This is a genomic window from Glutamicibacter soli, assembly GCF_003309065.1.
In the GTDB taxonomy this organism is placed as follows: domain Bacteria; phylum Actinomycetota; class Actinomycetes; order Actinomycetales; family Micrococcaceae; genus Glutamicibacter; species Glutamicibacter soli.
The window spans coordinates 277,115-289,822 of record NZ_POAF01000003.1 but is presented as its reverse complement, the minus strand read 5'-3'; the positions used below and the strand labels follow the sequence as shown (position 1 = coordinate 289,822).

12 protein-coding genes are annotated in these 12,708 nt (G+C 67.3%); 10 read left to right on the top strand and 2 right to left on the bottom strand.

Going from position 1 to position 12,708, the window contains the following annotated elements; all coding sequences use genetic code 11:
* Positions 1-113: 113 nt before the first annotated feature.
* Genes C1H84_RS07940 through C1H84_RS07930 form a run of 3 tightly spaced genes read left to right on the top strand, consistent with a single transcriptional unit; the run spans position 114 to position 3,657 of the window.
* Positions 114-1,091 (top strand): nitrilase-related carbon-nitrogen hydrolase, encoded by a 978-nt coding sequence (locus tag C1H84_RS07940; protein WP_047120202.1) that lies wholly within the window; start codon positions 114-116, stop codon positions 1,089-1,091.
* Positions 1,084-2,106 carry an agmatine deiminase family protein gene (locus C1H84_RS07935; RefSeq protein ID WP_047120201.1) on the top strand — a complete coding sequence of 341 codons (1,023 nt, stop codon included), beginning with the start codon at positions 1,084-1,086 and terminating at the stop codon, positions 2,104-2,106. The genes C1H84_RS07940 and C1H84_RS07935 overlap by 8 nt, the downstream gene beginning before the upstream one ends.
* A 30-nt stretch (positions 2,107-2,136) precedes the next feature.
* A complete protein-coding gene (locus C1H84_RS07930) occupies positions 2,137-3,657 on the top strand; it encodes an APC family permease (RefSeq protein WP_113607064.1) in 1,521 nt (506 codons plus the stop codon).
* Between the two features lie 56 nt (positions 3,658-3,713).
* Here C1H84_RS07930 and C1H84_RS07925 read toward each other — a convergent pair whose 3' ends face one another.
* On the bottom strand, positions 3,714-4,889 hold the full coding sequence (locus tag C1H84_RS07925; RefSeq protein WP_113607063.1) for an FAD-dependent oxidoreductase: 1,176 nt from the start codon (positions 4,887-4,889) through the stop codon (positions 3,714-3,716).
* 237 nt (positions 4,890-5,126) lie between these two features.
* Between C1H84_RS07925 and C1H84_RS07920 the strand changes: the two genes are divergently transcribed.
* The 3 genes from C1H84_RS07920 to C1H84_RS07910 all read left to right on the top strand — a co-directional run bounded on the left by C1H84_RS07920 (position 5,127) and on the right by C1H84_RS07910 (position 7,482).
* Entirely contained in the window at positions 5,127-5,870 is a 744-nt protein-coding gene (locus C1H84_RS07920) for a sulfite exporter TauE/SafE family protein (protein ID WP_082123997.1), read from the top strand.
* 46 nt (positions 5,871-5,916) lie between these two features.
* A complete protein-coding gene (locus C1H84_RS07915) occupies positions 5,917-7,101 on the top strand; it encodes a hypothetical protein (protein ID WP_146955960.1) in 1,185 nt (394 codons plus the stop codon).
* A 192-nt stretch (positions 7,102-7,293) separates the two neighbouring features.
* Positions 7,294-7,482: a CsbD family protein gene (locus C1H84_RS07910; RefSeq protein ID WP_047120197.1), complete on the top strand. Its 189-nt coding sequence runs from the start codon at positions 7,294-7,296 to the stop codon at positions 7,480-7,482.
* A gap of 96 nt (positions 7,483-7,578) precedes the next feature.
* Here the strand turns inward: C1H84_RS07910 and C1H84_RS07905 are convergent, their stop codons facing one another.
* Complete coding sequence (locus C1H84_RS07905) at positions 7,579-8,091, bottom strand: DUF3253 domain-containing protein (protein ID WP_113607062.1); 513 nt, start codon at positions 8,089-8,091, stop codon at positions 7,579-7,581.
* 249 nt (positions 8,092-8,340) lie between these two features.
* On the opposite strand from C1H84_RS07905, the gene C1H84_RS07900 reads away from it, so the two are divergent.
* The 4 genes from C1H84_RS07900 (at position 8,341) to rlmN (ending at position 12,680) form a co-directional block, all read left to right on the top strand.
* Positions 8,341-9,468: a type III polyketide synthase gene (locus tag C1H84_RS07900; protein WP_113607061.1), complete on the top strand. Its 1,128-nt coding sequence runs from the start codon at positions 8,341-8,343 to the stop codon at positions 9,466-9,468.
* A complete protein-coding gene (locus C1H84_RS07895; protein ID WP_113607060.1) occupies positions 9,468-10,169 on the top strand; it encodes a methyltransferase domain-containing protein in 702 nt (233 codons plus the stop codon). Before C1H84_RS07900 ends, C1H84_RS07895 begins: the two co-directional genes overlap by 1 nt.
* 26 nt (positions 10,170-10,195) lie before the next feature.
* On the top strand, positions 10,196-11,320 hold the full coding sequence (locus tag C1H84_RS07890; protein WP_181728074.1) for an FAD-dependent oxidoreductase: 1,125 nt from the start codon (positions 10,196-10,198) through the stop codon (positions 11,318-11,320).
* Positions 11,321-11,381: 61 nt separating this feature from the next.
* Positions 11,382-12,680: a dual-specificity RNA methyltransferase RlmN gene (gene rlmN / locus C1H84_RS07885; RefSeq protein WP_231735894.1), complete on the top strand. Its 1,299-nt coding sequence runs from the start codon at positions 11,382-11,384 to the stop codon at positions 12,678-12,680.
* Positions 12,681-12,708 lie beyond the last annotated feature (28 nt).

The following is a 12,708-nucleotide window of genomic DNA, read 5'->3' as shown; positions in this document are numbered from 1 at the left end:
CACCCGAGCATATCCGAATTAAACGAAAATCATTCGTTTACCTCTTGCGTGTGACGCGGGGCACTGCTTATCCTGTAAACGAATCACATTCGTTTTAGCGATGGAGCATAGCCATGAAAGAAATACTCGCTCTCACCCCGCCGGCCTCTCCGGCCCGCGTGGACGCCGCCGAGCGCGGGGAACTGACGGTCGCGCTGGTCCAGCACCACTGGCACGAAGACCCGCAGGCACTGCGCGACGAACTGGAAGACGGCATCCGCCGCGCGGCCTCCCGAGGGGCCAAGATCGTGTACCTGCCGGAGCTGACGCTGAGCAAGTACCCGGCCTTCGTGGTGCCGAACCCGGACGCTGCCGACGAGTCCGCCGAGGACCTGGAGAGCGGGCCGACCGTCGCCTTCGCCCGCGACATGGCCGCGCGCTACTCCATTCATGTGCACATTTCGCTGTTCCGCAAGGCCCCGGCCGAGGACGGCCTGGGACTGAACACCGCCGTGGTCGTGTCGCCGCAAGGCGAAATCGTCGCGCTGACCAACAAACTGCACATTCCGCGCACCGCCGGATACTACGAGGACAAGTACTTCCGCGAAGGCCCGAGCGAGGATCCCTACCCGGTGCACCGCCTCGAGGAGCTGAATGGCCTGGCCATGGGCTTGCCCACCTGCTGGGACGAATGGTTCAGCGAGCCGCCGCGCATCTACTCGCTGGCCGGCGCGGACCTGGTGGCCTACCCGACGGCTATCGGCTCCGAACCGGACCACCCGGACTTCGACACCGAACCGCTGTGGCGCCAGACCATCATCGGCAACGGCATCGCCAACGGGCTGTTCATGGTGGTCCCCAACCGCTGGGGCGACGAAGGCGCACTGACCTTCTACGGTTCCTCCTTCATCTCGGATCCGTATGGCCGCATCCTGGCGCGCGCTCCGCGCGACGAATCCGCCGTCCTGGTGGCAACCCTGGATTTGGACGCCCGCCGCGACTGGCTGACGCTCTTCCCGTTCCTGCGCACCCGCCGCCCGGAAACCTACGGCGCGCTGACCGAAGCCCGTGCCGAGTCCGGTCTGGGAGAGATGGGGAGCTCCCATGTCTGAGTTCCTCATGCCCGCGGAAACCGATCCGCACGAACGCATCTACATGGCCTTCCCCTCCGGCGGCTACACCCTGGGCGACACCGCCGAGGAGGCCGAAGCCGCGCGCAGCACCTGGGCCGCGGTGGCCAAGGCCGTCGCCCGCTTCACCCCGGTGACCATGGTCGTGGACCCGCAGGCCGAATCGGACGCCCGCCGCCACCTGGGCGAGGAGGTCAGCTACGCGCTGCGCGAGCTGGACGACGCCTGGATGCGGGACATCGGGCCGACCTTCGTGCGCGACGCCTCCGGCGAACTGGCCGCCATCGACTGGAACTTCAACGGCTGGGGTGCCCAGTCCTGGGCCTCCTGGGGCAAGGACTCGAAGATCGCCGCCCAGGTCGCGCAGCTGGAGCAGACTGCCCGGGTGCAGTCCTCGATCACCAACGAGGGTGGCGGAATCCACGTGGACGGCGAGGGCACCATGCTCGCCACCCGCAGCGTCCAGCTGGACCCGGGACGCAACCCGGAAGCCAGCGCCGCGGACATCGAGGCCGAGTTCGCCAAGCAGCTCGGCGCGCAGAAGGTCATCTGGCTGGAGCGCGGGCTGACCCGGGACAACGAGGAGTTCGGCACCCGCGGCCACGTGGACATCGTCGCCTGCTTCGCAGAACCCGGTGTGGTGCTCTACCACGACCAGCAAGACCCGGCCCATCCGGACCATGCGATTTCCGCCGAGGTGCGCAGCCTCCTGGAGGCGGCCACCGACGCCAAGGGTCGCAAGCTGCGCCTGGTCCCCGTCCCGGCGCCCAAGACGCTGAAGGACGAGGAAGGCTGGGTGGACTACTCCTACATCAACCACCTGGTCACCAACGGGGGAGTCATCGCCTGCTGCTTCAACGATGAAAACGATGCGCAGGCCGCGCGGATCCTCGCCCAGGCCTACCCGGGCCGCGAGGTCGTCGCGGTGGACGCCACCGAGCTGTATGCCCGCGGCGGAGGAATCCACTGCATCACCCAGCAGGTTCCGAAGCGATAGAACACCCCGCCCGGTAAAGGATCCAGTGCGATGAAAGACAAGACGAAACCCAGCCGGCTGAGCACCAGCCCGGTCACCGAAACAGGCAAGGGCCTGACTGCAGGCCAGATCGGCCTGTTCACGGCCATCGTGATCGGCGTATCCACCATTGCGCCCAGCTACGTGGTGGCCAGCACGCTCGGCCCCACCGCCGAAGCGGTGGGCACGCACCTGCCGGCCATCTTCATCGTCGGGTTCATCCCGATGTTCCTGGTGGCCCTGGGCTACCGCGAGCTGAACCGGGCCATGCCGGACAACGGCACCACCTTCACCTGGGTGTGGAAGGCCTTCGGGCCGCGTGCCGGGTGGATGGGCGGCTGGGGAATGCTCGCGGCGAACATCATCGTGCTCTCCAACCTGGCCGGGGTGGCGGTGGACTTCTTCTACCTCTTCCTCGCCCAGGCCACCGGGCAGGAACAGCTGGCCGAGCTGGCGTCCAACCCGTGGATCAACGTGGCCACCTGCTTGGTGTTCATGCTGGGCGCCACCTGGATCTCGGTGCGCGGGCTGCACGCCGCCTCGCTGGTGCAGTACCTGCTGGTCGGCTTCCAGGTGGTGGTGCTGCTTTGGTTCACCATCGCGGCCCTGGACAAGGCGGCCCCGGCGGTGCAGTTCTCCGCCGAGTGGTTCAACCCGCTGGGCATCGATTCCTTCTCCGCCATGGCGGTGGGACTGAGCCTGTCCATTTTCGCCTTCTGGGGCTGGGACGTCTGCCTGTCCATGAACGAGGAAACCAAGAACGGCGAGCGCACCTCCGGTCTGGCCGCCGGGTTCACCGCGGTGATCGTGCTGGCCGTGTACCTGCTGACCTCCGTGGCGGCCACGGTGTTCGCCGGGGTGGGGGATTCAGGTCTGGGCCTGGCGAATCCGGAGAACATCGGCAACGTGTTCGCGGCCCTGGCCGGCCCGGTCATGGGGCCGGCAGCCATCCTGCTGTCGCTGGCGACCCTGGCGTCCTGCGCGGCTTCGCTGCAGTCCACCATGATTTCCCCGGCCCGCTCGATGCTGGCCATGGGGCACCACGGGGCGCTGCCGCAGGCGTTCACCCGGATCCACCCGAAGTTCGGCACTCCTGCCTTCTCCACCATCGTGGCGGCGGTGGTCTCCACCGGCTTCTACGCGATGATGCGTTTTGTCTCCACCAACGTCTTGAACGACACCATCCTGGCGCTGGGCATGATGATCTGCTTCTACTACGGGGTCACTGCATTCGCCTGCGTCTGGTTCTTCCGCCACACGCTTCTCGCCTCGGCGCGCAACTTCCTCATCCGCGGGCTGGCTCCGCTGCTGGGCGGGCTGGCGCTGGTGGCGGTGTTCCTGCAGACCACCGTGGACTCGCTGGACCCGGAGTACGGTTCCGGGACGCACGTGGCGGGCATGGGCCTGGTGTTCGTGGTCGGGGTGGGAATCCTGGTGCTCGGCGCGGTGTTCCTGATCGGGGCCCGCAAGCGCCGTGCGGCGTTCTACGAATCCCGTCCGGAAACCAGGTACGTGAAGCAGGAAACTTCCTAGCTCCCGCAGCGCGCAGCCCGGCCCTTCCGCAGGGCCGGGCTGCGCGTGCGCTGGGGCTAGGACACTCCGGCCCGGCTCCGGCGTTCGAGGAACACCGGGATGTCGATTAGACGGCTGGCCGCGAACCGCGGGATCGTTCCGGCCGCCCCGGTGGCCAGCTGGGCCAGGTGCTCGCCGATGGCGGGCACGAACTTGAAGCCGTGGCCGCTGAACCCTGCGCCCACGGTGACCGGCCCCAGCCGGTCGAGGATGAAATGCTCGTCCTCCGTGTTGGCGTAGGTGCAGGACACCGGCTCGAAGCTGTCAGGATCGGTGCCCGGAAGCCAGCGGCGGGCATAGGCCTGCAGGGCGTCGAGCTGCTCGGCGACCGGCCGGTGCGGGCGGCGGTCCGGATCGATGACTTCGCCCGATCCGTGCCAGCCGACCTTGATGCCCTCGCCCGGGGTGTGCATGCCGTACACCGGAGCGAAAATCCTCAGGCCGTCGTGGTCTCCCGGGGCGAGGGTGTGGTTGAAGCCGGGCCAGTGGGCGGATTCCCCGCGCCGGGCGAAGTGCACCGGGTGCTCCTCGGTGACGTGCAGGCGCGGCAGCTCGAAGCCCGGTCCCAGCAGCGTGCGGGTCCACGCACCAGCGGTGAGGATGACATGGCGTGCGGACAGCGTGCCGGTGCGCCGGCCGTCATCCACGTGGATCTTGACCAGCTCATCCGAGACGACCTCCAGCTGGAGCGCCCGGTGCCGGTGGCGGATCTCGGCTCCGGCGGCGGCTGCCAGCCGCTGCAGGGTGGCCACGGCCAGGTCGGCATTCAGCTGCCCGTCGCTGGGAATATGCAAAGCCTGCGTCTGGAACCTCATGCCGGCAAAGCGCTCGCCGGCCTCGGCTGCGTCCAGCAGTTCGCTTTGGATGCCGGCGGCCGTAAGCGTCCTGTGGATCGCCTGCTGGCCGGGTTCGTCGCCGTGATTGACCAGCCCGGTCCGGTTCAGCAGCTTGACCTTGCCGGCCTGCGAAAGGTCTTCCCACAGTTGGTTCGCGCGGCGCAGGAGCCCGACATAGGCAGGATCCGCGTAGGCGGGGTTGAAGTTGCGTGTGCTGCCGTGGGACGCGCCCTCATGGTGTCCGCGGGCGAAACGCTCCAGCAACAGGACCTGGTGTCCCTGGCCGGCAAGGGAGAAAGCGGCGGCCGAGCCCATGGCTCCGCCCCCGATGACCAGGAAATCGACGTCGGTGCTCATCTCTTCAGCCTAGGCCCGGTGACTCGCCGGGCCGACGCCGGGGTCGTAATATTGCGGGTCGGACGGCGCCGTTACCGGATTGGTGCGGAGGCCGGGAATGGTTCAAGTCAGGCCTTGTTGACGTGTATCGTCGAATACAGAGGTCGAGTGTGCATTTTCGGGGACTGGTCTTCCCGCACCTTCCCAAGAACGCCGCGCCTCGGCAAACCATGACAAGCAACCAGGAGCGGAGTCCGCGTGGAGCAAACAGTGCAACTCGGTGCGTTGATCGGCTTGGCGGCAGCGGTGTTCGCAGGGGCATCCACGCAACGCATCTCCGGTATGGGTTTTGCGCTGGTAGCCTCTCCATTCCTGGTCTTGGTGCTCGGGCCGTTCGAAGGCATCATGCTGGTGAACTTCCTTGGAGCGTGCAGCAGCTTGCTGATCTTCGCCCAGGTCTTCCGGCAGGTCGAATACAAGAAGATCGCGCTGCTGCTGGTGCCCGCGGTGATCATGACCTTCCCCGGTGCGTGGGTGGCCACGCTGCTCGGCGGTCCTTGGCTGACCATCGGCATCTCGATCATGGTGATCCTCGCGCTGGGCGCCAGCTTCCTGGTCCGCAATCTGCCGGCCGCGCAAAGCAAGGGGCTGGCCATCGGCGCCGGCGCCATCTCCGGATTCATGTCGGTCACCGCCGGCGTCTCCGGCCCGGCCATCGCCGGCTACGCGGTGGCCAGCCGCTGGCCGCAGGCGAAATTCGCGATTTCCGTGCAGCTCTACTTCCTGGTCCTTGCGGTGTCCTCGCTGGTCGCCAAGGGCGGCATGCCGCAGCTTGACTGGATCCAGTGGACCGCCTGCCTGGTGGCCATGGTGCTGGGTATCGTGCTGGGCAATTTCCTGGCGCCGAAGATCCCGGCGAAAGTCAGCCGTGCCTTCGTGGTGCTAGTCGCGCTTGCCGGAGCGGTCGGCCTGCTGGTCAACGGCATCACGGAACTGGTCTAACGGCCTGCCCGGCACTGCCTGAATTGTTCATGGAACAATGGATGTCGTGCCTCTCCACTTCCCCGAACCGACGAATCCCAAGCGCGTGACCGAACTCGAAATCGAGCGGAACGCGCTGTGGTCGGGACTGTTCTGCGCGCTGTTCGGGATGGCCACGGCCTTGATCATCTTCGCCGGCGAGCGCCCCGCGCTGTTCGGCGGACTGTCGGTGGGTTCCGTGGCTTCGGTGACCGGCGGCGTCTCGGCGGGGCTGTCCAGCGCCTATGCGTTCCGGAGCCTGCTGCGCCAGCGTGAACCGTGGCTGCGCCGCATCCCGGCCTGGCGCCAGTATGTTGCCGCCCTCGGCCTGGTACTGGTCCACGTGGCCAGCACCGTGATGATGATCCTGGTGGCCACGCACCTGTTCCAGCAAGCGTTCATCGGCCTGCGCCTCGATGTGCTGGCCGGGTCGCTGGCCGTCAGCGGCATCACCGGGCTGAGCGCCTATTTGGCGCTGGTGGCTACGGCGCGCACCAGCGCCGAGAACCTGTCGGTGGTCCTGGGCATCTACATGGCCGCCGGAGTGCTGATCAGCATGCTGCTGGCCGAGGACCAAGGCTGGTGGCAGGGGATGTTCTCCCGGCTGGGGACCTCGCAATCCGGTATGGGCTCCTTCTGGACGTTCAACACGACCATGATCATCTCCGGACTGGTGCTGATCTCGTTCACCGAGTTCCTGACCAGGGACCTGGACGTGCTGTCGCGGACCTACCGCTGCCGTCCGAACCTTGAACGCTACCCGCTGATTCGCAAGCTGCGCCCGCGCCCCCGGGTGGTGGGCTGGTGCCTGGTCGCGGTGTCCGTGGGAATCATCGGCGTGGGCAGCGTCCCGATGAACCTGTCCCTTGGGGTGCATTCGGCGTTCGTCCAGCTGGCCTCCGCCGCCATGATCATCCTGCTGCTGGGAACGATGGTCCTGCTGCCGGGGTATCCGGCGGTCTTCCACATGATGTCCCTCTCTGCCGTGGGTGCGCTGTGGGTGGCGTTCCTGCTCTGGGATTCCTGGTCCTACTACAACCTGACCGGTTTCGAGCTGTCGGCCGTGGCGATCCTTTTCACGTGGATCTCCGTGTTCATCCGCACCACCGCGGCGATGATCCGCGATCGGCAGCAGCCGCGCAGCACGCATGGCCCGGGCACACGCAGCGTCCACCGCGATCCGGCGCCAAGGACTGAAAAGCCTGCCGTCTGAAATGTGCCGCGCTGCTCGGCCGGTAGCCGCGCATGGGCCCGGTTCGTAGTGCCCCGTTCCGGGCAGTGTTCCTGCACTTGCCTGACATGCATCCTTGACGTTTCCTTGGAATTATCCAGCGGCGAGACCGGCGGACAACATTTTCTGTAGCGTAATGGGTGTCGTTTCAACCGAATAACTGAGGAGGGCAAGATGGGTCTCGGAGACAAGATTCAGAACAAGTCAGAAGAAGTTGTTGGCAAGGCCAAGGAAGCCACGGGCAAGGCGACGAACGACAGGTCGTTGCAGGCCGAAGGCGTCAAGGATCAGGCTGCCGCGAATGCCAAGCAGGCTGGCGAAAAGGCCAAGGACGCGTTCAAGGACGCAACCGACAACAAGTAGAAGTCGATCACGCCAGTGGCCCCGTCGTTGCGACGGGGCCACTGGCGTGTCCAAGGGCCGCTCCTCCAGTTTCGTGCAAGCCATTGTCCGTACGGCCTAATCTTGCTCCCGCGGGTCCATTCGGGCCAGTTGCAGTCGCACGGGACCACAGACATTGTGCGCATCGACGTCATGCCCTTTCTGGGTCACCCGAATCGCGCCGTCTGCGGCCAGGGAAGCGGCCACCTGCCGGACGCGTTCCATCCGGGACCGCCAGCGTTCGCCACCCCCGCCGACGATGCGTGCGACATCGCTGGGACAGATCGAGGACCCCTGCCTCTTGCGCAGCAGGGTGAAGATCGCCGCCCGGATGCGTTCATCCAGCTTGTCCTCGCGGGCTTCTTCCCACCACGGCTGTCCGCGCTCGCCCAGAGCCAGCTTCGCCTCGTGGACCCTGGCGCGGGCTTCTTCGTCCCCGCGTCCTATCTCACGGCGGGCATTCATCAGTTCGTCGACGAGCTCCTGTCGGAGCTTCGGCGGGATCCCGGGATCGCTCGCACGCCACTTCCGGCCGGAAATGACCAGATATCTGCCGTCTTCCGTTCGCTCCACTGCGTCTTCATTGCTCATGGTTGCCTTTATTCCGCCTCACTCATAACTTGTTCCCATGCCGCCTGCGGCGCATGCATGACGGGGTTTCAGGGTAGGACATTTCACGCTGCCGTTGCGAGGGGTTCCAGACGGCTGCCAGCCGTCGTGGCACGCGACGACGAGTGGAGAGCTGGCACGTGCACCCGCGGCGCTGGCGGCCGATCCTGGTTTCCTGGCAGTTGCGTGCGATGGTTTACACCGGTCGCGCGCAGGTCCTAGGCTCGGGTCATGCCAGTGATCATCAGAACGATCCAGACCGCCGTACCTTCGACAGTCTTGAAGCAGGACGACGTCAGGGACGTCTTCGCCGCACAGCCCGACCTCAGCCGATTGGGACAGCGGCTGGTGGCGACCTCCTTCAACTCCGCGGACATCGACACCCGCTACAGCTGCGTTTCGGAATTCAACACCGAGCTGCCCGAACCGGCTGAACCGATGTTCTATGACCGTTCTTCCGGCCTGCTCAAGTCGCCGAGCACCGCCGAGCGGAACCGGGTCTACGTGGAGCACGCAGGCGAACTGTTCATCGAGGCCGCGCGGAAGGCGCTGGATGCCTGCCCGGGGCTCGAACCTGCGGATGTCACCCACGTGATCACGGTGTCCTGCACCGGCTTCTACAACCCCGGCCCGGACTACCAGATCGTGCGCAGTCTCGGGCTGAATCCCTCGACCGTCCGCCACCATCTGGGATTCATGGGCTGCTATGCAGCATTCCCGGCGCTGCGCGCGGCCCGGGATTTCTGCCTGGCCGACGAGAACGCCACCGTGCTGGTGGTCTGCGTGGAGCTGTGCACGTTGCACGTGCACAGCTCCAACGACCCGGACACCATCATGGGCTCGGCCATCTTCGCCGATGGCGCCGCCGCCGCGGTGGTGGCCCGGGGCGGCGAGGGGCTGCAGATCGACGACCTGAAGACCACGCTGACCCCGGTGGGCGAGGAATCGATGGCCTGGAACATCGGGGACCACGGGTTCGAAATGGTGCTGGGAACCTACGTCCCGCACATCATCGACGACCACATCACCGACGCGCTCACGCCGCTGCTGGACGCCGACGCGGAGGGACCGCTGGAGATCGGGCAGATCACCCACTGGGGCATCCACCCGGGAGGCCGCGCCATCCTGGACCGGATCCAGAACCGGCTGCAGCTCTCCGAAACGCAGCTGCACCCGGCCCGCCGGATCCTCAAGGACTACGGCAACATGTCCAGCTCCACCGTGCTGTTCGTGCTCAAGGAAATCCTCGAAGCCGGCAGCACCGGCGCCGGAGAACGCATCTGCGCCATGGCCTTCGGCCCCGGGCTCACGGTGGAAACCGGCCTGTTCACGGTGGCGACGGTTTCCGGAACCAGCTGATGCGGCGGCGTCCCGACGAGCTGGAGGCCATGGACCATCCGGACTGCGACCCCGTGCTGCTGAACCGGACCTACGCCCAGTTCCCGCTGGTAAACAGGGCGGTCGGCGGATGGAAGGGGATCTACGCGCAGCAGATCGCCCCGCTGCTGGCCTCCGGCGAACCGGCCCGCCTGCTGGACATCGGCTGCGGCGGGGGAGACATCGCCCTGCAGCTGGCCCGCTGGGCACTGCGCGACGGCTACGAGCTGGGCGTGCTGGGCATCGACCCGGATGAGCGGGCCATCGCCTTCGCCCGGCAGGCCGCGGCGAAAAGCGTCCTGCCGGCCGGGAAGATCGAATTCTTGCGCTGCACCAGCGCGGACCTGGTGCGCGGCGGAGAGGTCTTCGACGTGGTCATCTCCAATCATCTGTTGCACCACCTGGACGATGCCCAGCTGCGCGGGATCCTGGCCGACACCGAAGCCCTGGCCACCGGGCTGGGGCTGCACGCGGACATCCGGCGCTCCCGAATCGCTTCGCTGCTGTTCGGCGCGGCGACGCTGCCACTGGCAAGGACCTCGCTGATCCGCCGCGACGGGCTGGCCTCCATCCGCCGCAGCTACACCCCGGTGGAACTTGTCCGCCGCGTGCCTGCCGGATGGCAGGTGCATACCGCCAAGCCGTTCAGAAACCTGCTGGCCTACCGGCCGGCCTGGTCATGACCGCAAGGGCAAAGGGGGCGAAAATCATGGATGGCGCGGCGATCATCGGCGGCGGGCCGGTGGGGCTGGGCCTGGCGGTGCTCCTGGCCCAGCAGGGGTGGACCGTGCGGGTCTTCGAGCGCCGCCGCGGAATCTCCGCGCACTCCCGGGCCATCGGCCTGCACCCTCCGGCCCAGCAGGTGCTGGCCCGCGCCGGGCTGGCGGCGCAGCTCGCAGAGCAGGGCACCGCAATCCGCCGGGGAGTGGGCATCAGCAACGGCCGGCAGATCGCCGAGCTGGACTTCTCCTCGCTGCCCGGCCCCTACCCGTACGTGCTGGCGCTGCCGGAACACCAGACCATGACGCTGCTGCGGGACCGGCTGCGCGAACTGGACCCGCAGGCCCTGGCCGAAGGCCATGAATTCCATGGCATCGAGGGACAGTCGCGCGAATCCATCCGCTTCACCGTGGCCGGGCCCGGGGGAGTGCAGACCCGGGAAGCCTCCTGGCTGATCGGCGCCGACGGGGTGCAGTCGTCGGTGCGCGCCGAGCTCGGAGCGGGGTTTCGCGGCAGGCAGCTGCCGGACCGCTACCTCATGGGCGACTTCCCCGAATCCACCGGCTGGTCGCAGACCGCCGCGCTGTTCATCGAGTCGCAGGGCATCGTCGAGTCCTTCCCGCTGCCGCAAGGCCTGCGCCGCTGGGTGGCCAGACTCGGACGCGGGCAGTCGGTGGACACGGACCTGCCGACGCTGATCCGCGCACGCACCGGCCACCGGGTGGACGCCCAAGCCTGCACCATGCGCAGCAGCTTCGCCACCGCCAACCGCAGGGCAACCAGCATGGTGCAAGGCCGGGCGGTGCTGCTGGGCGATGCCGCGCACCAGATCAGCCCCATCGGCGGGCAGGGCATGTGCCTGGGCCTGATCGGTGCGGCGCAGCTCGCGGAGCTGTTGGCCTCCGGCGCCGGCCCGGAGGACGGGCAGCTGCAGCAGTTCCAGGCGCGGCAGCTGAAAGCCGCCCGGCAGGCTGGCCTGAAAGCGCACCTGAACATGGCGCTGGGCCGGCCGGTGGCGCCGTGGCTGCTGCCGGCGCGCAACCTGCTGTTCAGCGCCGCGGCGGGGAACCGCACGGTGCGCGATACGGTGGCCCGCAGCTTCACCATGACCTGAATGCCGCGCGTGCCCAAACTCACCGCCTGCACCCAGCTGATACGTGAAACAATGGATGGTGATGACTTCGAGCAACCCCACCACACTTTCCGCTGACGAGCGCAAGGCCCTGCGCCAGGAGCAGGCCGCCGCCCAGCGTGCCCAGCAGCTGCGTATCTCCACCTCCCGCGCCCAGGCCGAAGGCCGTGCGCAGGTCATTCCGACCGCCGAGGGATGGAAGCAGGAGATGGGCGCCGACGGCCGCCCCGAACTGCAGTTCGCCACCAAGCGCCGCGTCTCCCAGCCGCCGACCCACCTGGCTGACCTCACCCTGGCCGAGCGCCAGGAGAAGCTGAAGGAACTGGGGCTGCCGGCATTCCGCGCCAAGCAGCTCTCGGTGCACTACTTCCAGCACTACACCACCGACCCTGCCAAGATGAGCGACCTGCCCAAGGACCGCCGCGAGGAACTGGTCGACGCGATGTTCCCGAAGCTGCTGACCGAGGTCAAGCGGCTGACCACCGACGACGGCAAGACCATCAAGTTCCTGTGGCGCCTGTTCGACGGCTCGCTGGTCGAGTCCGTGCTGATGCGCTACCCGAACCGCATCACCCTGTGCATCTCCTCGCAGTGCGGCTGCGGCATGAACTGCCCGTTCTGCGCCACCGGCCAGGCAGGCCTGACCCGCAACATGTCCACCGCAGAGATCCTGGACCAGATCGTCCAGGCCAACCGCGTCATCGCCGAAGGCGGACTGGGCGGCCAGAAGCACCCCGACGAGCGCGTGGGCAACATCGTGTTCATGGGCATGGGCGAACCGCTGGCCAACTACAAGCGCGTCATGAACGCCGTGCACCGCATGGTCGCCGAAGCCCCGGAGGGCCTGGGCATGAGCGCTCGCGGCATCACCGTCTCCACCGTCGGCCTGGTTCCTGCCATCCGCAAGCTGGCCAACGAGGACGTGCCGGTCACCTTCGCGCTATCGCTGCACGCACCGGATGACGAGCTGCGCGACGAGCTGATCCCGGTGAACTCGCGCTGGAAGGTCGACGAGGCGCTGGATGCCGCCTACGACTACTACGTGAAGACCGGACGCCGCGTCTCCATCGAGTACGCGCTGATCAAGGACATGAACGACCACGAGTGGCGCGCCGAAATGCTGGCGAAGAAGCTCAACGCCCGCGGCCGCGGCTGGGTGCACGTGAACCCGATCCCGCTGAACCCGGTGCCGGGCTCCATCTGGACCCGCAGCGAGCCGGACATCACCTCGAAGTTCGTGCGCCGCCTGGACGAGCTGGGTGTGCCGACCACCCTGCGCGATACCCGCGGCAAGGAAATCGACGGCGCCTGCGGCCAGCTGGCCGCCGACGGCGACAAGTAGCCACCGCTACCCCGGGCAGAGAAGCCTA

What these genes read in the sequence shown, in the direction of transcription:
- C1H84_RS07940 (WP_047120202.1), top strand. Translation starts at nt 114, where the DNA reads ATGAAAGAAATACTCGCTCTCACCCCGCCGGCCTCTCCGGCCCGCGTG.
- C1H84_RS07935 (WP_047120201.1), top strand. Translation starts at nt 1,084, where the DNA reads ATGTCTGAGTTCCTCATGCCCGCGGAAACCGATCCGCACGAACGCATC.
- C1H84_RS07930 (WP_113607064.1), top strand. Translation starts at nt 2,137, where the DNA reads ATGAAAGACAAGACGAAACCCAGCCGGCTGAGCACCAGCCCGGTCACC.
- C1H84_RS07925 (WP_113607063.1), bottom strand. Translation starts at nt 4,889, where the DNA reads ATGAGCACCGACGTCGATTTCCTGGTCATCGGGGGCGGAGCCATGGGC.
- C1H84_RS07910 (WP_047120197.1), top strand. Translation starts at nt 7,294, where the DNA reads ATGGGTCTCGGAGACAAGATTCAGAACAAGTCAGAAGAAGTTGTTGGC.
- C1H84_RS07905 (WP_113607062.1), bottom strand. Translation starts at nt 8,091, where the DNA reads ATGAGCAATGAAGACGCAGTGGAGCGAACGGAAGACGGCAGATATCTG.
- C1H84_RS07900 (WP_113607061.1), top strand. Translation starts at nt 8,341, where the DNA reads ATGCCAGTGATCATCAGAACGATCCAGACCGCCGTACCTTCGACAGTC.
- C1H84_RS07895 (WP_113607060.1), top strand. Translation starts at nt 9,468, where the DNA reads ATGCGGCGGCGTCCCGACGAGCTGGAGGCCATGGACCATCCGGACTGC.
- C1H84_RS07890 (WP_181728074.1), top strand. Translation starts at nt 10,196, where the DNA reads ATGGATGGCGCGGCGATCATCGGCGGCGGGCCGGTGGGGCTGGGCCTG.
- rlmN (WP_231735894.1), top strand. Translation starts at nt 11,382, where the DNA reads ATGACTTCGAGCAACCCCACCACACTTTCCGCTGACGAGCGCAAGGCC.